Genomic DNA, 17,705 nt, shown 5'->3' on the forward strand with positions numbered 1-17,705 from the left:
TTAAAACCTATCATAGTTTTTTTACATTGTCAAGATAAGTTCATATAGGAGTTAGTTAAAATATTATCATTTATTCAAGTATCCTTTAAATATTATAAATTAAAAAAAGATGAAATATCAAAATAGACTTATCTATTTTAATTCTTCATCTTTCTTCTTATTTTCCTATAGCATTTTCCCTACCATAATAAAATAGGTATTGCTGGGCGTAGCCTGCAAGGTCGCCAAAGATTTCTCTGGCATAGTCGTCTACTTGTTTTTTTGGAACTTCTTTGCCGATAAAAAGTGTTTCCATTACCCTTTTAATCCAGACATCAACAGGGAAGGTCTCCCTCCTGTGGTAGGCAAAAAGCATAATACAATCGGCTACCTTTGGCCCAATGCCTGGTAGTTCTTTTAGTTTGTTGTGGAGCTCTTTATCTGTGAGATTTTTTTCATCTTCAAAATTTAAGTACCCATCCACAAAAGCCTGGGATGTTTCAACAATCCTTACATCACGAAAACCAACTCTGGCATGTTCCCTCAAATCTAAAGGGTCAACCTTTGCTAGAACTTGGGGACTTGGGAAGGAATAATACTTTTCTCCCATATATTCTCCCAAATAATCTCCGTATCTTTCAGAAATTATTCTGACAGCTTTTTTAATCCTTGGAATTTGATTGTTGGCCGAGATTATAAAGGAAATTGTAGTTTCAAACAAATCTTGGTTTAAAATCCTAATTCCATAACCATATTCGCTGGCCTTATTTAGAATTTCTGATTCTGACAAGACTTCTTTTATCATTCCATAATCTGTGCATAGGTCGAAGTAATCATAAAAAATTTCGTAAAATTCATCCAGGCTTACATTTCTAATTAGGGTGTAATCTTCACATTCAAGAAGGTTTATAATTTTTCCCAAAAATACAGCTGTATATGACCCGTCGTCGTTTTTTCTAAAATTAAAACATTGACCACATTCGAAAATATGGTCAACTTTAAAAGAGTCTTCCCTGAGGATAAGTCCCTCAGGGCTTTCTTCTATATTTAATTTTCTCTTTTCACTTGTCTGGTATCTCATTATTTAATCCTAACAGCATGGATAGCTAGCCTCTGATCTTCATAATCGTATTGGCAGGTTGATAAGGTAATGATTGTATCCTCATCTGTAAAAGGTCTGGTATCAAGTTTTACCTCAGAGTTTGACCTAAGTTTGTTAAAGTAAGGCACCTTGTCTCCGTCATAGGTAAAGTCTAAGGTCCTATAATCAGAACTAGATGGTGTACCATAAGCTGAAAATATTAGATATTCTCTAAGACCTTCTTCTGTAGTTAGGTAAATGGTCCTATTTTTCTCAGCAAATTCTTGCTTCCTATACTGGTCAAGAGGTGTAAACATTGAGTCAATTTCTAGATGGTGACCATAAATTACAGAATTATCATCGTTAATATCTGGGGAATTGTAGACATCCATAAAGATGGAACCTGCTATGTCGTATTCCTTATTAAGACCCTTTCTAAGGTAAAATTCGTTATCAGGACCTTGGAAAATTGGGTATTTTATACCAGTTCCAGGAATTTCTAAAACTGCTATTACATCAGAATTTTGCTCTTTCAATTTCTTTAAAAGAGTCAAGTGGATTTTCTCAAGTCTTGCTAATGGATCCTTGATTTCTTCTGTAGGAACATTTGCATAATCATTTGAATCCACATCCGCTTCAGCTTGTTTGGATAAGTCTTCTATATATCTATTGTTTTTCATATTTGTCCAGTAATCTAGACCTCTCTTGCCTAGGATTGCAATACAGGCTAGAATTATTAAAATTAGGACAAATCTAATGAATGCCATTGTTTTTGATTTCATTTTACCACCTTTAAAAAGTTTCGTTTCATTAGTATAATATACCGTAAGAGAGAGTAAATAAAAGTTTTTTGTAAAAAAAAGGAGGACCTATGAAAGATTACAAGTTATATGTAGGAACAGTATGTAGATTTTGTAAAAAAGTAGAAGATTTCATGAAAGAAAACAATATAGATATTCCCCTAGTAAATATAAACGAAGACCGCGAGGCCATGATGGAATTGATGGAAAAGGGCGGAAAAAGACAAGTTCCATGCCTATACCACGATGGTGAATACCTCTATGAATCTGATGACATCATAGAATTTCTAAAAAAAAATTATAAATAAGGATAAAAATGATTAAACTAATAGCATCTGATATTGATGAAACTATAATAAGTAAGGACCAAAAAGTACCAGAAAGAAATAAAAAAGCTATTAAACAAGCAATTGAAAAAGGCCTAATAGTCATGCTTGCAACAGGCAGGGGCCCATACGAAATTTTCGATATACCAGAACAAGCTGGTGTCATTGCTGATGATAGGTATATAATTTGTTGTAACGGCGCAGTTATAATGAATGTTAAGACTAAGGAAATTATTGATGTGATTGACTTAGACTTTGCCTATGCCAAAAATGTTTTTTCCTATGCCTATGAAAACAAACTCACTTTTTACCTATATACCCTAGATAAAAAATACGGCATCAATTTAACTGACGATACAATAGTTGCAGAAAAGCATATAAATATTTTGGATACTGACAATATTGATTTTCTAAAGGATGAAACTATCCTCAAGCTAATAATCAAAAATGAAGATATGAACCATCTCCAAGCTTTGGAAGTTGATATAGCAAGGATTACTAACTATGACCTTGAGATTTCATATTCTTCAAATATGTATATGGAAATAAATGCCAAAGGCGTAAATAAAGCTGTAGCCCTCAAAAAAGTCTGCGACCATTATGGAATAGACCTAAAAGATGTCTTAGCCATTGGTGATAACTACAACGATGTTGCCATGCTAGAAGAAGCTGGCAGGTCTGTAGCAGTTAGAAATGCAAGACTTCAAGTAAGAGAAACTGCCGACTATGTCACAAGCCTTGATAATAACAAGGGTGCAGTTGGGGAAGCAATAGAAAAATTTGTTTTAAACCTATAAAAAATTTACAAAGAAAAAGACTAAGGAAGGAAAATCCTCCTTAGTCTTATTTTTATCCAAAATATTAATAATAATCCCTATTTGTCATATACCTATATCCAAAATAGATAAGTCCCCCAAAGATAATTAGAGGTAGAAGATGGGTTAGGATACCAAAGACAATTACTATTGGTAAGACTATAAGACCTCCAATTAGTAAAAATGGAAGGCTTACAAGGCCAAGAGTGAGACCTAAGACTCCTAAGATCAATTTAAAAACTAATTTTATAAGTGGGATGCCAATGAAAAAGGCCCCTATAATTAAAAGTAAGGTTAACATATTGAACTCCTTTTGTTAATATTATACATATTTTAAAGTTCTATGTCAAGTATCTTAAGATTATTTTTGATATTCTTTTATATCTTAAGTTTGATTTTAATATATGTAAGGGACAAAAAAAGGGAGCATAGCTCCCCTAAAATTATTTTCTAAAACCAAGTTCGTGGTCAAGGATGTAGATTCCACCCCAGTTTCCGTTGATTCTTTCAAGTCTTGTTACGATTTTACCTACAGAGTCTTCTTCTTCAACTTGTTCGTCGATGAAGCCTTTGATGAAAGAAAATACTCTAAGATCTTCATCTTTTGCAATTTCTGCGATTTCGTGAATTCTTCTTGTAACTTCTTTTTCGTGAGCTAGGGCTGCTTTAAATACATCTACTAGGCTTTCGTAGTCATATTGTGGTTCAGCAATTGCTTTATATCTAACATCATAGCCTACTTCTTGAAGGAAATGTTTCATAGCTTCGCCGTGTCCGATTTCTTCTTTAACTTGTTCGTCAAACCAGTGGGTATATCCATCAAGTTCAAGTCTATCTGTATAAGCAGCCATTGCTTTGTAGATGTATGCTGACTCATATTCAAAGTTCATTTGTTCATTTAATAAATCTAATACTTTACTCATTTATTTCTCCTTTTTCTAGCATCTCTCCGTATGGGATATACACTCCGTATATCTCTAGGTTTCTAGCTAAAATCTCCTTTATTACTTGTGTTGTATTTTTGGAGTTTATTTTGACTGTAAAAGTCTTATCCTTAATCATAAACTCATCCTCAGTTACTATACCATTCGATTTTAGGGCGCAAAAAATTTCCATTGCCTCCTTCTTAGTTAATTTGTCATCTAATTGGAAGCTAAAGGGAAAAACTTCTGCATTTTCTTCTAAAGGATTTATTTTTTTAATTAAAAGTAAGTCTTTCATAGCCATCTCCTATTAGTAAAGATACCCAATTTTAAAAAAACTTAACAATTATTTTCTTCCATCTCTTTTTTTGAAAAAATACAGCCACAATATTCTTGCCTGTAGATGCCGTATTCTTTAGAAAGCTCGATTGATTTTTTGTAGCCGTCCCTTTTCTTAAAGTCTGCGAAAAGATATTTAACCCCGTATTCTTTTTCGAGTTCTTCCCCTATTTCATTAAGCCATTGGGCGTTTTTGTAAGGAGAAATCGAAAGGCTAGTTGTGAAATAATCGTAAGATTTTTCCTTGGCAAGCCTTGCAGTTTCAGCTAGTCTTAGCTTATAGCAATCATAGCAAGCCTCGCCGAATTCCTTGTCATCCTTCCTTTTTTGGGAAACTTCGTAAAAGTCTTTCATATCATTGGCTGGAATTATCACCTTTCCTTCAAAATGAGATTTCTCTGCCACTTTTTTTAAATTTTCAGCACGCTTATCAAGTTCTTCTCTTGGATAGATCATGGGGTTATAAAAATATAGGTCCATATCAAAATGGTCCCTAAGCCTTTCAATAACTTGTGTTGAGCATGGCCCGCAGCAAACCTGGAGCAAAAGCCTAGGTTTTTCGCCATTTTCATCAAGTTTTTTAATAATATCTTCCATGACCTTATTGTAATTTATTTTATTCATATAAAACCTTTCAAGCAAAAAAATCGCAAGAATAAAATTCCTGCGATTTGTATTTGTATATTATCTCTTTGAGAATTGTGAAGATTTTCTTGCCTTTTTGAAACCAGGTTTCTTTCTTTCTTTTTTACGTGAATCACGTGTTAAGAAACCAGCTCTCTTTAGGGCAATTCTTAGGTCTGGGTTTGCTTCTACAAGAGCTCTTGCGATAGCGTGTCTGATAGCTCCTGCTTGACCATTAAATCCACCACCGTTAACATTTACTCTAATGTCATAGCTTGTTAGGTTTTCTGTTAATGTTAGTGGGCTTCTTACTACAATTTTAAGAGATTCAAAATCAAAATATTGATCTAAATCTTTTCCGTTTATGATTATTTTTCCAGATCCTGGTACCATTGTTACTCTTGCAACAGAGGTTTTTCTTCTACCAGTTGATTGAATAATGTTTCCTGCCATATTTTACTCCTTACTTAAGATCCAAAGCTTCTGGGAATTGTGCTTCATGACCGTGGTCGCTGCCAGCATAAACTCTTAGTTTCTTTGCCATTTGACGACCTAGTTTGTTGTGTGGAAGCATTCCTACTATTGCATGTTCTACAATTCTTTCTGGATATTTAGCCTTCATGTCTTTGAATTTAGTGATTTTTAGACCACCTGTGTATCCAGAATATCTCTTGTATTCTTTTTGGTCTTCTTTGTTTCCTGTAAGCACTACCTTGTCAGCGTTGATTACTATTACATAATCTCCTGTGTCAAAGTGTGGAGTAAAGGTTGGTTTGTTCTTTCCTCTTAGTATTGCTGCAACTTGGCTAGCTAGTCTACCTAGAACCATGCCTTCTGCATCAACAACATACCATTTTCTTTCGATGTTTGATGGAGTCGCAGTCCATGTCTTTTGATGTTTCATCTCATCCTCCTATAATTTTTTCGGCTACTATATTTAGACACCGCACTAGTAGCTTGCGGCTGTACTCGTCCTGGCATTTTTTTATCGCTCCCAGGATATGCGATCGTCTCGATTCCTTATGAAGGTCTGAGTCGACTGATATATAATACTTGCTTTTAAAGCTTTTGTCAAGATTTTCTTATTTTTTTGCCATTTTCTTGTAAGAATATGGAGAAAATAGCAAGAGCATTGGATAAAGCTCAAGCCTTCCAAATAGCATGGCCAAAGTTAGGGTAAACTTAGAAGTTGGAGCCATTGATGCAAAGGAAGATACTGGCCCAAAATCTTTAAGTCCCGGTCCCACGTTGTTGTAAGTTGTGGCAACAGCTGCAAAGGCTGATTCAAAATTCTCTACATCACGGCTTACTATTACCATAAATAGGATAAATAAAAGTATATATAAAACTAGATATTTATTTACAGCCTCTTCGAGCTCATCGTCCATCCTCTTTCCATCAAGCTTGGTAATGGCAACTCTCTTTGGATTTATAACTTTTTTTATGTGGTTGATTGTAGATTTAAAAAGGATTAAAAACCTTGAAACCTTAAAACCACCTGCAGTTGATCCTGCAGACGCTCCTATAAACATCAATAAAATTAAGATATTTCTAGAAAACATCGGCCAAGACCCGTAGTCAGCCGAAACATAGCCCGTAGTTGTCATTATGGACGACACTGTAAAGAGTGACTGGATTCCTGTATAAACAAGGTCCCCATAATAGTCCCTAATATTATAAAATATTAAGCCTGTAGCAAGGGCTACGATACCCAAATACCAATAAAGCTCTTCTGATTTAAAGCCTTCTCTAGCTGACCTAATTAGGGCAAAATAATAGAGGTTGAAGTTTACACCAAATGCGAGCATGGCAATAGAAAGAACTATTTCTATATACCTAGAATCATAGTATCCTACTGATAATCCCTTGTTGGCAAATCCTCCAGTTCCTGCCGCTCCCATGGCGAAGATTATTGAATCAAACAAATCCATACCGCCAAAAAGCAAGAATATTACAGTTATCAGAGTCATTACAAGATAGATTATGTATAAGACTCTGGCTGTATAAGTAAGTTTTGGAGTAATCTTTCCAAAAGATGGGCCTGGCATTTCAGCCTTCAAAAGGCTTGATGATTCCTTGTTTGATTTTGGAAGTATAGCAAGGGTGAAAACCAAAATTCCCATACCTCCAATCAAATGGGATAGAGACCTCCAAATAATTATTGAATGTGGAAGAAGTTCCACATTGATGGCTACAGATGCCCCACAGGTTGTAAAACCACTCGCCATCTCAAAAAAGGCATCCAAAAAAGTATGGTAATTTGTCGGTGTCAAATACAAGGGTATAGCCCCAATTATAGAAAAAAGGATCCAAGCGGCAGCTGTTGTAAACAAGCCCTCCCTGGTATAAATATGGCCTTGTTCGTCACCGATTTTAACTAAGATACTTCCTGCAAAGCTTGCTATTAAAATTGGTATAAAAAAATATAATTTATCATAAAATCCTTCTCGGTAGATAAAGGCCACCATTAATGGCACCAACATGAGTAGGGCCAATACTTGGAGCAATCTACCTAGGATGTAATTTATAACCTTACGATTCATATTTACTCCAATATATCATCTAAAACCTTGAAGCTGTGGTTGGTTGTTGCTACTAGGACTGAGTCGCCAAGGTTGATCTTTGACCTACCATTTGGGATTTCTATCTCAACCTGGCCGTGGTCTATTGCAAGAACTAGGCTGTCGTCCCTTATATTTAGGTCTTTTAAAGGATTATCAAGGATTTTAGAATGGTCTATAGCCTTAAATTCTATTACTTCAACTGCCCCATCTTCTAGCCTATACAAGGACGAAATCGAAGCCCCCCTGGCATTTACCTTAGACCTTACTCGTCTGTTAATGACATCTGATGCCGCCATTTTTGGCGCAAAAGTAGTATCATTATCTAAAATTCCAGTCATTTTCAAAAGTTTTGTCCTATTTACTTTTGCAATGACCTTCTCAAGTCCAGATTTTTGAGCAAGTAAGGAAATCAAAATATTTTCCTCATCTATACCTGTTAGGGCCAAAAGGGCATCAAAGTGGTTTAGCCTTAGTTCTTCTAAGACTTCTGGGCTTGTACCGTCAGCGTTAATAACAACAGCTTCTTCGTGCATTTCGCTAATGTCTTCGGCTTTTTTTCTGTCAATTTCAACAACAGTTACCTTAAAGCCCCTTTCGATTAGAAGGCCAACTAGGTATTTAGAAATATTTCCAGCTCCTATAACTAGGATATTTTTTATATCGTAGGCGCCTTTTTGTTCGTATCTATAGAAAATATCCACATCTTCTTTTTCGCCTATGACATAAATTTTATCACCGCTTTTTAGGACGTCATAACCGTGGGGTATATTTACTTCCCCATCAGAGTTGATGATACCAATCAATGTGTGGTAGTTTTTTGAATATGAAGATAGGTCAGAAAGCTTCTTGCCGTCAAGGGCAGAGCCTTCTTCTATAACTAATTCCATCATAATGGCCCTGTCTTTAAAGAATGACTCAACATTTAGGGCGTGGGAATATTTTAGGCTCCTTTGAAGGTCCTTGGCTGCTATGTATTCTGGGTTTACTATTGACATGGCATCGGTAACCTGGCCTATAAATTTCCTGTGTTTAACATAGCGAGGTTCCCTCATCCTTATAATTATGTTCTTGGCTCCCAAATTTTTGGCAAAAGTCGATGCTATTAGGTTTACATCGTCAGATTGGCTAATGGCTATGAAAAGATCACAATATTCTGCCCCAGCCTCTATTAGGGCTTCGACATCACGGCCGTCTCCAACTAAGCCCATAACGTCGTTGGTTGCCAAAAGTTCATCTAAAACTTCCTTGTCTCTATCGATTACAACTATATCATGACCCTCATTTGATAGGTCTTGTGTCACAAAAGAGCCGACTTTGCCGGCTCCCAAAATAATTATTTTCATTAAAGCTCCTTGGGAATTTTAAAAATCTACTAATACCTTACCGCTTTTATAAATTTTCCCATAAGATTTGCTTACTTCTTTAGATAATCGTAGGCATAACGAGCTAAAAGTTCTGCCCCGTATTTCATTGCTCTTTCATCTGGATTGAAGTCTTTGGCGTGGTTTTGAGGGTATGTTGCCTTGTTTTCTGGGTCTCTGCCACCTATAAACATGTAGGTTCCATCCACACCTGGCACATCTTTGTAACCTGATAAATAAAAACCAAAGTCTTCTGAACCTGCTAGTTTTAAATCTGTTTGAACATTGTCTTCACCAAAAATTTCCTTGGCTATTTTTACAGATAGGTCTGTAGACTTTTCCTCATTTATGACAGCTCCAGCTCCCATATGGTAGCCAAATTCAGCACTTCCACCGTAGATTTCTGCAGAAAGTTTGGCTGCTTTTTCTAGTTGTCTTACCATAAAGTCAACTGACTCATTAGAAAAAGACCTAAAAGATCCATCGAGTTTTATATCAGCTGCCACTGCATTTGCTGCGGACCCGCCCTCTACAACTCCTAGGTTCAACACAACTGGGTGGAAAACATTGTCGATTTTTCTCGCTTGGATTGCATAGGCAACATTTATGAAATTTGCAAGCATTAGCATGGCGTCATTTCCTTGATAAGGGGTAGATGAATGTGCAGAAGTTCCTTTAAATTTAACTGTAAAGAAGGTGTTATTTGCCATTACTTCTCCATAACCAGTTGAGGCCTTTCCAAGATCCCATCCGGTGTGAATGTGGATGGCAAAAGCTGAATCAACTCCCTTGGTGTAGCCTCCGCTTACAACTGCCCTACCACCTTCGCCTGTTTCTTCGCCAGGTTGGAAAATTATCCTAACCCTCCCATTTAAGTCATCTTTTACTTTCAAAAGTGCTTTTGTAGCATTTAAAAGCATGGCAGCATGAATATCATGGCCGCAAGCGTGGCTTAGGCCTTCAGTTTGGCTTTTAAAATCAAAATCATTTGTTTCCTTTATTGGTAGGGCATCTATGTCTGCCCTCAAAAGAACAGTCTTGCCCTTACTTTCTGGATTTATTTCAACCATAAGACCTGTAGGATCGATATCCACAGGAGAAAAGCCCAAAGCTTCCAGTTCTTTTTTGATAAAGGCAGTTGTCTTTACCTCTTTCATGGCAAGTTCAGGGTGGACGTGCATGAATCTTCTATCTTCTATCATTTTTTCTTCATTAGCTAGTATTGCTTTTTTAATTATCTCTGTCAATTTTCTTCCTTCCTTATTATTATTTATTATACCCAACTGAAAAAAGACTCGGTTTTTATTAAGCTTTTGCTTAACCAAGTCTTTTTTCCTAATCAGCTTGTGGAGCTATTTTTAAATCCAAAAACAAATCATTATACAAAATAGTTGTTTCCTTGCCCAAATCTTTGAAAACTTCTAGTTTATCAATTATTTCATCATCAGGATAAAGAGTCTTATCCTCCCTTGCTTCCTCATCAATTAAATCCATTGCCTTCTTGTTTGGAGTTGCGTACCATACATAATCAGCATTTCTTGCAGCTATATCTGGCCTTAAAAAATAAGATATAAGAGCATAGGCCCCCTTACTATTCCTACTTGTCTTTGGAATTACCATTGTATCAAACCAAATATTTGAGCCTTCTTTTGGTATGTGGTAGGCTAGATTTTCATTCATATCTTGGGCCATTGCAGCCTCACCAGAGAAGGTAATTCCTATATCAGCCTCGCCTTGGCCCATATACATCCTGATTTCGTCAGCAAGTAGGGCCTTGACATTTGACATAAAGGGCACCAGGTCATTTTTGACTTCTCTTAGGATTTTTTCGTTCTTTTCATTAAGGCTGTAACCTTTCTTAAGTAAACCAATTCCAAGTGTTTCCCTTGCTCCATCAAAGGATAGGATTTCCCCTTCAAACTTAGGATCCCATAGATTTGCCCAAGAATCCACATCTGCCTCGCTATATTTTTCGGTGTTATAAATTATACCGAAAGTCCCCCAAAAATAAGGTATTGAATATTCATTGCCCGGATCATAGGACTGGTTTAAAAATCTCTGGTCAATATTATCGAGTCCCACAATTTTTGAATGGTCAAGCTTTTCTAAAAGTCCCTTATCACGCATTATTTCGACCGTATATTCTGATGGAAAAGCCAAGTCATAGTAGGTTTTTCCTTGCTCAATCTTTGCCATCATAGCCTCATTTGAGTCAAAAGTTTCGTAGATTACGTTGTAGCCAGTTTCCTCTTCAAAATCTTTCAAAACTTCAGGATCTACATAATTTCCCCAGTTATAAAAATATATGTCCTTGTCATTAGTCCCTGTAGAACTAGCATTTAGCCTTTCCTTACCTAAAACTAAAAGGAGGGTTAGGGCCAAAATCCCTAGGACAAATTTATAAACCTTATTCATATTTCTTTGCCTCCCTTCTTTCTATAAAGTAATAGATAACTACCATGGCTAATGATATAGCAAAAATTATTGCAGATAGGGCGTTGATTTCAAGGGAAATTCCTGTTCTCACCCTAGAATAAATTTCTATAGAAAGGGTTGAAAAACCAGACCCTGTTACGAAAAATGTCACCGCAAAATCGTCTAGGGAATAAGTAAGCGCCATAAAAAAGCCCGCAAAAATCCCGCTTGCTATATTTGGCAAAATTATCTTATTTAAAATTGTCATATCATTTGCGCCCAAGTCTTCGGCAGCCCTTATCATATCTTCATTTAGGGCATAGAGTCTTGGAAGGACCATCAAAACTACAATTGGGATTGAAAATGCAATGTGGGCCAAAAGAACCGACATAAATCCCATAGGAATTTTTATTAACATGGAAAATAATATCAAGAAACTCGCTCCCATCATGATGTCCGGGAGGACCATCAAGACTGAATTTAAGCTTAAAATTTGTTTCTTAATTTTTTTGTTTTTTGTATAGTAAATCGAAATCGCACCTAAAGTGCCAATGACACTTGCAATCAAGGATGACAAAAGGGCTAAAATAAGCGTATTTAAAACTATATTTATGAGCCTCTTGTCAGAAAAAACTGCCAAATAGTGGTCCAGGGTGAAGGATTCGAAAGTATTCATGTTTCCGCCGCTGTTGAAGGAATAAAAAATCAAATATCCCAGAGGTAAGTACATGATTACAAAAACGAAAATCAAAAATAAATTTGATAATTTAGTCGATCTATTTTCCATTTAAGTCCCCCCTCCTGTTCAAAAACGAAATTACTGCAAACATAATTCCAATAAGGATAAGACCGATAGTTGAGCCCATGCCCCAGTTTTGGGTCACTAGATAGTGCTGTTCGACTGCTGTTCCCAGAGTAATTATCTTATTGCCCCCGATTATCCTTGTGATTAAAAATAGGGATAGGGAAGGGATGAAAACCGCCTGAAAACCAGCTATAACCCCATCCATTGAAAGAGGCAAAATTATTTTTCTAAAGGTTTGAAACTTAGTCGCTCCCAAATCCTCACTTGCGATTATATATTCTCTTGGAATTGTATCTATAGACCTAAAGATCGGCAAGATCATAAAGGGAAGTTCTACATAAGATGCAACCAGTATAAAGGCTGGGTTTGTAAAAAGAAAACCTTGGCTTGCAAGTCCCAAAAGTCCTACGATTGTTCCGTTTTTGTTAAAAAGTCCAATAAAGGCATAGGCCTTAAGAACTAGGTTTATCCAGGTTGGCAAAATTACCAAGAGCAAAATCAAATCCTTGTGCTTGGCCTTGGTCAAAAAATATGAAAAAGGATAAGCCCACAAAAGTGTAAAGGAAGTGATTAAAAAGGCTGTCAAAAAGGAATTTAAGGTCATTATTATATAGTTTTTGTTGGAAAAATATGCAATATAATTATCAAAGGTAAAATTGCCATAAATGTCAAAAAATGACTGGTAGAGCAAAAGGAGGATTGGCGCAATTATAAAAACTAAAATCCAAATATAGTAAATAAAGGTTAATTTTTGGTATTTTTTAGCCATCGCTTTCTCCTGTCGCATATTTTTCGATTCTCTTATCGAATGCCTCTTCACTTTCGTTGTAGCGCATAACGTGGATATTTTCAGGATCTATCTTGATTCCAATGTCATCTCCCTCTTCAAAACGCCTAGTTGTGTGGATTTTCCAAGAAAAATTCCTCTTATCAATTGCAATAAGTTCGTTAAAAACCCCACGGAAAAGGATGTTGTCAATATTTACAACAATGTCAGCGCCTTGGGCTGGGACAAGTTCTATATCTTCAGGCCTTATAACAACTTCTACCCTTTCGCCCTTAGCAATACCAGCGTCGGAACAGTCAAAGACCTTGCCCGCAAATTCTACCTTGTAGTCATCAACCATTTTCGCCTTTAGGATGTTGGATTCACCAATAAACTGGGCAACATAGCGATTAATTGGCTCATCGTAGATGTCTTTTGGTGGTCCTTGTTGGACAATTTTCCCCTTATCCATAACAAAAATATGGTCGCTTAAAGCTAGGGCTTCTTCCTGGTCGTGGGTTACAAAAACGAAGGTAATCCCAAGCTCCCACTGTATATCTGAAAGAAGGACCTGCATAGATTTTCTTAATTTCATATCAAGGGCTGAAAGTGGCTCATCTAGGAGAAGTACGTCTGGTTTATTGACAATAGCACGAGCAATTGCCACCCTCTGCTTTTGTCCGCCCGACATCTGGCTTACCTCACGCTTTTCAAAACCAGCTAGATTTACCATACCAAGGGCTTTTTTAACTTCTTTTTGTATTATAGCCTTGTCAGTTTTTTTGATTTCAAGACCAAAGGCCACGTTGTCGTAAACATTCATGTGAGGAAAAAGCGAGTAGTTTTGAAAAACTGTATTTACAGTCCTCTTATTTGCTGGGACATCTCCCACATTTTTCCCGTTTATATAGACAGATCCACTTGTTGGCTCCAAAAATCCTGCTATTAAATTTAAAATAGTAGTCTTGCCGCAACCAGAAGGACCTAAAAGGGTATAAAATTTCCCCTTTTCAAGCTCTAGATCCACAGATTTTAGGACTTCTTCATCTCCAAAAAATTTGGAAACTCCTTCAAGAACCACCGAGTATTTTTCAAAATTTTTATCCATTTTCCAACCCCCAACATTTTCTCATTATAAAAAGTATACCGCTTTTTATGTCAATTATTAGAAGTATTTGTAAAACTTCTTGGACTTATTAATTTTTTTCGCCAAAAATGGGCAAAAAAATGTACCGGACCTGGGCCCAGTACATTTTCTATTCTTATTTATTATCTTCTTCGACTGTCTTTGCTGCAGTCCTACCTGATGCGATTATCTCTGTGATAGCATTTCCGCCAAGCCTGTTACCGCCGTGGATACCGCCTGTGACTTCTCCTGCTGCATAAAGACCAGAAATTGGTTTTCCTTCTTTATTTAAAACTCTTCTGTGGTCATCAACTTTGAGACCGCCCATAGTGTGGTGGGTTGATGGAGCTAAAAATCTTACTCTGATTTTGCCAATCTTGTAAGTTTCTGGCTTATATTTACCATTTTCGTCCTTTTCAGCTACTCCTATTAAGGACCTGTAAGATTCTTTAGAAACGTCTAAGTGATCAGTTTGACCCATTACATAAGAGTCATATTCCTTGATGGCATCTTCTATTTGTTTGCCTGTAAGGTCGATTTTTAGTTCTTTGAATAGGCCGTCAAGTTCGCTAATTTCTCTTACATATTGTCTTAAGTTTACATCTTCATCCTTATATGGATATGGTCCAGGAATTGGGCTTTCAACATTTCCTACTTCAACGAAGACACCCTTTGTGCCATTTATTTCTATACCATTTTCAAAGGCACCCTTAGATAAAACGTCACGTTCTGCAGATTCGTCTACATATCTCTTGCCAGTTTTTGGTGAGATATAAATTACATCTTCACCGCCACCAAAGGCAAGGTTGCCGTCTTGGATCCAAGAAATTGGCATCATTTGTGTGAAGCCTTCGCCTGTAGTGTCAGCTCCAACTTCCTTACCCATTCTAATACCGTCACCCATTAGGGAATTTCTGTTGGTTGTCTTTAGAGAACCTTCTAGAGCTTCTGGATCCCAGTATTCGTTGGTTTCCTTAACCATTTCAATGTTAGCAGCATAACCACCTGTTGCTAGGATTACCCCCTTGTTTGCCTTAAGTGTGAAAGGTGTTCCGTCAAAGAGCTCTCCTTCTACACCAACTACCTTGCCATCTTCTTCGATAAGCTTTTTAGCATCTGCTCTTCTGTAGATTTTATTTTCCTTGTTTAATTCTTCAAATTTATGGATAGGTGCCCTAAAGTAAGTTGCCCACCTGCCTTCTTCCATTTGACCATCAATTTCTGAACCTATGAATTGGTTTTCTCTTTGCCACAAGCAACCGATTAGGGTTCTTTGGGTTGAATCATCAAATTTTGATCCCATTTCATTTAGCCATGGCTTAATCTCTTGACCTTCCTTGATAAATTGGCTAACTAGGCCTTCATTTCCATAAACCCAAGCTGTTCTTTCAAAGTTTGGTCTGATTCCGCCATAGTAGGTTTGGAAAATGTGGAGATTGATGGTTGAGAAAAGAGTTAGGTCGGTTTCTTGCTTACCAGCTTCTAGTTGTGGTTTAGCCCAGTCAAGATAAGCTTTGATTTCTTCTTTTAAGGCCTTCAATACTGGGAGGTATTCTTCGTGAACTCCTCTTTTTGAAAGGGCTTCGATGTCGCCAATTACAAATTCTTCCCCATCGGAAAGTTTTTCGTCAAATGGCTCTTCTGACCAATTGTAAATGGTCTCTAAGGTGTGAATCCTACCATTATCTGATTTTACTTTTTCAAATTTTTCGCCATTGTGTTCGCCTTCTGTAGCGTCAGGATTTTCCTTATCCCAAACTAAATAAGGCATTACTGATTGGTATTGACCGCCTGAAACAAGGGTATTTCCACCGATTTCAACGTTCTTTTCAACAATTGCAACCTTATTGCCAGCTTGGGCTGCTTCTACTGCTGCAGAAACACCAGCACCACCTGCACCTACAACTACCACATCATAAGTTTCTTCGATGGCTTCTTGTGGTTTTACTTCGATTGTGTTTTTCTTAAAGCCTTCAAGGTCAGAAACTTCCGCCTCTTCTGCAGCCTTGTTAATTGCTGATTTAAAGGCAGCTGAAGTGATTGTAGCCCCTGATACATTGTCAACTCCAGTACCATTTGCGGCAATTACGTCTGCTTTTACAATATCAAAGGCAGGTGTACCTACATGGTCTGTTTCAACATTTTCCACTACTTCAATATCTTCAATCTTATTTTCGCTAAATTTAACAGAGACCTTCATTGGTCCATTATAGCCAGGAGATTCTGCCTCATATGTACCTGGCTTGAAGGTTAATTCTGTAGTTTGAGCTTTTTCGCCCTCTTCCTTTCCTTCTTCTTTTCCTTCTTCAGCCTTATCTTCTACCTTCGCTTCTTCTTTAGGCTCTTCTTTTTTATCAGCCTCCTTTTGGCAAGCGGTGATAGAAAGACCAGCGATTAGCATAATCGCCAAGAGTTTCGATTTTTTCATATATCCTCCTAATAATATTTATGAATATTTTAATTATCAAACGTTTTCATATTTGTCTGAGAAATCTCAAATATCCACCTGTTCCTTATGATTAGAGTATAACACAAAAATGTATGGGCTGTATAAAATATTATTAACATTTTCAAAAATTTTCCTAAAAAAATACTGGCCACTTGGACCAGTATAATTTATGCTTCAATTCCGTATTTATCATCTAAATATACATCGGATAATCTTGCCATAAGGACAATGCTTGTTATTACCATTATAATTGCAAAGGCTAGAATAAAGATGCCAATTAAGCCCATAACAATTAATTCATTTTTTAATAAAATAAGGGATGCCATTAGGGCAAAAAATATTAAAATTGGTATGCCCATCCATTTTAAACCTAATAAAAGAGTTTTCTTAAAAAGTCTCTTACCTAGACTAAAAATCTTGCCGATTATTTCCATAACCCCATCTTCTGTATCATAATGATCTGCTAGATAGAAGTTTGAGTAGGCGAAAAACATAGCAATAACTAAAAATATTATTAATAAAACAATAGGCAATACAATCGCACCTATGGCAAAGACTGAACTGTTACTTGGGCTTGCTACGGCTGAAAATACACCAATAGCTCCACTTTCTGCAAAAGCATACTGGACGATAGCCTGGGCAACAGAAATAATAAATCCTACTGTAAGTACCTTAGCATTTAAGTAATTTACTTGATTTAGGTAGTCACCAATTGATCCCATCCTATTTCTGATAAGACCACTTGATATAGAGAAGGTAAATACAAAGGCAATAATCCCTGTAATTAAATCCCCCACAAATTCTAGGATAAAATTATCATCACCAAGGGCTGTAATAAGTCTATATAATAAGTAGTTTGTAAGCCCAACTATAATCATTATCCAAAGTATAGATGAAAACCTATATTCTCTCTTCATATAATTCTCCATTTTTTAAAAATTTGTCACTTTATAATAATTTACCACATTTAATAATTATTTACCATAAAAACTTATAATTGGGTATTAATCTACTGAGGTGATATAATGATAAAAGTAAGAATGAATCTTGAAAAATCCAGGGCTGAGGCCCTTGATGACGAAAAAGTAATAGGTCTTTGTGATTACAAAATAAAGGGAGATGTCCTTGATGTTTACCACACAGAGGTGGACAAGGCATACGGCGGCAAGGGACTTGCAGGAAAACTCCTAGACCAAGTAGTAGACTTTGCAAGAGCTGAAAATAAGAAAATATATCCAACTTGCTCCTATGTCCTAAAGAAATTTAACGATGACCAATCTTATAAGGATATCGATGCAAGATAAGGTCTGACCCAGCTATTGTTGGGTCCTT

The 17,705-nt window shown here is 36.5% G+C and carries 20 protein-coding genes; 3 read left to right on the plus strand and 17 right to left on the minus strand.

The annotated features are described in order from the left end of the window. Positions 1-157: 157 nt before the first annotated feature. Together K8P03_RS01570 and srtB are read right to left on the minus strand one after the other, a co-directional pair. The gene (locus K8P03_RS01570; RefSeq protein ID WP_396020901.1) at positions 158-1,063 is read right to left on the minus strand and encodes a DNA-3-methyladenine glycosylase family protein; all 906 of its coding nucleotides are present in this window, start codon (positions 1,061-1,063) and stop codon (positions 158-160) included. After that, positions 1,060-1,842 (minus strand): class B sortase, encoded by a 783-nt coding sequence (gene srtB / locus K8P03_RS01575; RefSeq protein WP_223417819.1) that lies wholly within the window; start codon positions 1,840-1,842, stop codon positions 1,060-1,062. The genes K8P03_RS01570 and srtB overlap by 4 nt, the downstream gene beginning before the upstream one ends. An 89-nt stretch (positions 1,843-1,931) precedes the next feature. Here srtB and K8P03_RS01580 point away from each other — a divergent pair, with 89 nt between their 5' ends. Then, entirely contained in the window at positions 1,932-2,168 is a 237-nt protein-coding gene (locus K8P03_RS01580) for a glutaredoxin family protein (RefSeq protein WP_223417821.1), read from the plus strand. An 8-nt stretch (positions 2,169-2,176) separates the two neighbouring features. After that, a complete protein-coding gene (locus K8P03_RS01585) occupies positions 2,177-2,983 on the plus strand; it encodes a Cof-type HAD-IIB family hydrolase (protein WP_223417823.1) in 807 nt (268 codons plus the stop codon). 64 nt (positions 2,984-3,047) lie between these two features. Here the strand turns inward: K8P03_RS01585 and K8P03_RS01590 are convergent, their stop codons facing one another. The 15 genes from K8P03_RS01590 to K8P03_RS01670 all read right to left on the minus strand — a co-directional run bounded on the left by K8P03_RS01590 (position 3,048) and on the right by K8P03_RS01670 (position 17,290). Beyond that, positions 3,048-3,302, minus strand: coding sequence for a hypothetical protein (locus tag K8P03_RS01590; RefSeq protein WP_223417825.1), 255 nt, complete (start codon positions 3,300-3,302; stop codon positions 3,048-3,050). A 142-nt stretch (positions 3,303-3,444) separates the two neighbouring features. Continuing rightward, positions 3,445-3,924, minus strand: a complete 480-nt coding sequence (locus K8P03_RS01595) for a ferritin (protein WP_223417827.1) — start codon at positions 3,922-3,924, stop codon at positions 3,445-3,447. Next, on the minus strand, positions 3,917-4,222 hold the full coding sequence (locus tag K8P03_RS01600; protein ID WP_223417829.1) for a hypothetical protein: 306 nt from the start codon (positions 4,220-4,222) through the stop codon (positions 3,917-3,919). The genes K8P03_RS01595 and K8P03_RS01600 overlap by 8 nt, the downstream gene beginning before the upstream one ends. Before the next feature lie 41 nt (positions 4,223-4,263). Further along, on the minus strand, positions 4,264-4,887 hold the full coding sequence (locus K8P03_RS01605) for an epoxyqueuosine reductase QueH (RefSeq protein ID WP_223417831.1): 624 nt from the start codon (positions 4,885-4,887) through the stop codon (positions 4,264-4,266). A gap of 60 nt (positions 4,888-4,947) precedes the next feature. Then, positions 4,948-5,340 carry a 30S ribosomal protein S9 gene (rpsI, locus tag K8P03_RS01610; protein ID WP_223417833.1) on the minus strand — a complete coding sequence of 131 codons (393 nt, stop codon included), beginning with the start codon at positions 5,338-5,340 and terminating at the stop codon, positions 4,948-4,950. A gap of 10 nt (positions 5,341-5,350) precedes the next feature. Further along, complete coding sequence (rplM, locus tag K8P03_RS01615) at positions 5,351-5,791, minus strand: 50S ribosomal protein L13 (RefSeq protein ID WP_223417835.1); 441 nt, start codon at positions 5,789-5,791, stop codon at positions 5,351-5,353. A 178-nt stretch (positions 5,792-5,969) separates the two neighbouring features. Then, the gene (locus K8P03_RS01620; protein WP_223417837.1) at positions 5,970-7,430 is read right to left on the minus strand and encodes a TrkH family potassium uptake protein; all 1,461 of its coding nucleotides are present in this window, start codon (positions 7,428-7,430) and stop codon (positions 5,970-5,972) included. A 2-nt stretch (positions 7,431-7,432) separates the two neighbouring features. After that, on the minus strand, positions 7,433-8,794 hold the full coding sequence (trkA, locus tag K8P03_RS01625) for a Trk system potassium transporter TrkA (protein WP_223417838.1): 1,362 nt from the start codon (positions 8,792-8,794) through the stop codon (positions 7,433-7,435). A 71-nt stretch (positions 8,795-8,865) separates the two neighbouring features. Further along, entirely contained in the window at positions 8,866-10,059 is a 1,194-nt protein-coding gene (locus K8P03_RS01630; RefSeq protein WP_223417839.1) for a M20 metallopeptidase family protein, read from the minus strand. Positions 10,060-10,147: 88 nt separating this feature from the next. Beyond that, positions 10,148-11,227: an ABC transporter substrate-binding protein gene (locus K8P03_RS01635; protein ID WP_223417840.1), complete on the minus strand. Its 1,080-nt coding sequence runs from the start codon at positions 11,225-11,227 to the stop codon at positions 10,148-10,150. Then, positions 11,220-12,014 carry an ABC transporter permease gene (locus K8P03_RS01640; RefSeq protein WP_223417841.1) on the minus strand — a complete coding sequence of 265 codons (795 nt, stop codon included), beginning with the start codon at positions 12,012-12,014 and terminating at the stop codon, positions 11,220-11,222. Before K8P03_RS01640 ends, K8P03_RS01635 begins: the two co-directional genes overlap by 8 nt. Beyond that, on the minus strand, positions 12,004-12,801 hold the full coding sequence (locus tag K8P03_RS01645; RefSeq protein WP_223417842.1) for an ABC transporter permease: 798 nt from the start codon (positions 12,799-12,801) through the stop codon (positions 12,004-12,006). Before K8P03_RS01645 ends, K8P03_RS01640 begins: the two co-directional genes overlap by 11 nt. After that, the gene (locus K8P03_RS01650; protein ID WP_223417844.1) at positions 12,794-13,906 is read right to left on the minus strand and encodes an ABC transporter ATP-binding protein; all 1,113 of its coding nucleotides are present in this window, start codon (positions 13,904-13,906) and stop codon (positions 12,794-12,796) included. Before K8P03_RS01650 ends, K8P03_RS01645 begins: the two co-directional genes overlap by 8 nt. 154 nt (positions 13,907-14,060) lie before the next feature. Then, on the minus strand, positions 14,061-16,352 hold the full coding sequence (locus K8P03_RS11255) for an FAD-dependent oxidoreductase (RefSeq protein ID WP_317847233.1): 2,292 nt from the start codon (positions 16,350-16,352) through the stop codon (positions 14,061-14,063). 188 nt (positions 16,353-16,540) lie between these two features. Continuing rightward, a complete protein-coding gene (locus tag K8P03_RS01670) occupies positions 16,541-17,290 on the minus strand; it encodes a hypothetical protein (RefSeq protein WP_223417845.1) in 750 nt (249 codons plus the stop codon). Between the two features lie 108 nt (positions 17,291-17,398). On the opposite strand from K8P03_RS01670, the gene K8P03_RS01675 reads away from it, so the two are divergent. Next, positions 17,399-17,677 carry a GNAT family N-acetyltransferase gene (locus K8P03_RS01675; protein ID WP_223417846.1) on the plus strand — a complete coding sequence of 93 codons (279 nt, stop codon included), beginning with the start codon at positions 17,399-17,401 and terminating at the stop codon, positions 17,675-17,677. Positions 17,678-17,705 lie beyond the last annotated feature (28 nt).

The sequence above is a fragment of the Anaerococcus murdochii genome (genome assembly GCF_019957155.1).
Lineage (GTDB): Bacteria > Bacillota > Clostridia > Tissierellales > Peptoniphilaceae > Anaerococcus > Anaerococcus murdochii.

Bases quoted from the DNA above. Each gene is read 5' to 3' on its own strand.
- srtB (WP_223417819.1), bottom strand. From the start codon at position 1,842: ATGAAATCAAAAACAATGGCATTCATTAGATTTGTCCTAATTTTAATA.
- K8P03_RS01580 (WP_223417821.1), top strand. From the start codon at position 1,932: ATGAAAGATTACAAGTTATATGTAGGAACAGTATGTAGATTTTGTAAA.
- K8P03_RS01585 (WP_223417823.1), top strand. From the start codon at position 2,177: ATGATTAAACTAATAGCATCTGATATTGATGAAACTATAATAAGTAAG.
- K8P03_RS01590 (WP_223417825.1), bottom strand. From the start codon at position 3,302: ATGTTAACCTTACTTTTAATTATAGGGGCCTTTTTCATTGGCATCCCA.
- K8P03_RS01595 (WP_223417827.1), bottom strand. From the start codon at position 3,924: ATGAGTAAAGTATTAGATTTATTAAATGAACAAATGAACTTTGAATAT.
- K8P03_RS01600 (WP_223417829.1), bottom strand. From the start codon at position 4,222: ATGAAAGACTTACTTTTAATTAAAAAAATAAATCCTTTAGAAGAAAAT.
- K8P03_RS01605 (WP_223417831.1), bottom strand. From the start codon at position 4,887: ATGAATAAAATAAATTACAATAAGGTCATGGAAGATATTATTAAAAAA.
- rpsI (WP_223417833.1), bottom strand. From the start codon at position 5,340: ATGGCAGGAAACATTATTCAATCAACTGGTAGAAGAAAAACCTCTGTT.
- rplM (WP_223417835.1), bottom strand. From the start codon at position 5,791: ATGAAACATCAAAAGACATGGACTGCGACTCCATCAAACATCGAAAGA.
- K8P03_RS01620 (WP_223417837.1), bottom strand. From the start codon at position 7,430: ATGAATCGTAAGGTTATAAATTACATCCTAGGTAGATTGCTCCAAGTA.
- trkA (WP_223417838.1), bottom strand. From the start codon at position 8,794: ATGAAAATAATTATTTTGGGAGCCGGCAAAGTCGGCTCTTTTGTGACA.
- K8P03_RS01635 (WP_223417840.1), bottom strand. From the start codon at position 11,227: ATGAATAAGGTTTATAAATTTGTCCTAGGGATTTTGGCCCTAACCCTC.
- K8P03_RS01640 (WP_223417841.1), bottom strand. From the start codon at position 12,014: ATGGAAAATAGATCGACTAAATTATCAAATTTATTTTTGATTTTCGTT.
- K8P03_RS01645 (WP_223417842.1), bottom strand. From the start codon at position 12,801: ATGGCTAAAAAATACCAAAAATTAACCTTTATTTACTATATTTGGATT.
- K8P03_RS01650 (WP_223417844.1), bottom strand. From the start codon at position 13,906: ATGGATAAAAATTTTGAAAAATACTCGGTGGTTCTTGAAGGAGTTTCC.
- K8P03_RS11255 (WP_317847233.1), bottom strand. From the start codon at position 16,352: ATGAAAAAATCGAAACTCTTGGCGATTATGCTAATCGCTGGTCTTTCT.
- K8P03_RS01670 (WP_223417845.1), bottom strand. From the start codon at position 17,290: ATGAAGAGAGAATATAGGTTTTCATCTATACTTTGGATAATGATTATA.
- K8P03_RS01675 (WP_223417846.1), top strand. From the start codon at position 17,399: ATGATAAAAGTAAGAATGAATCTTGAAAAATCCAGGGCTGAGGCCCTT.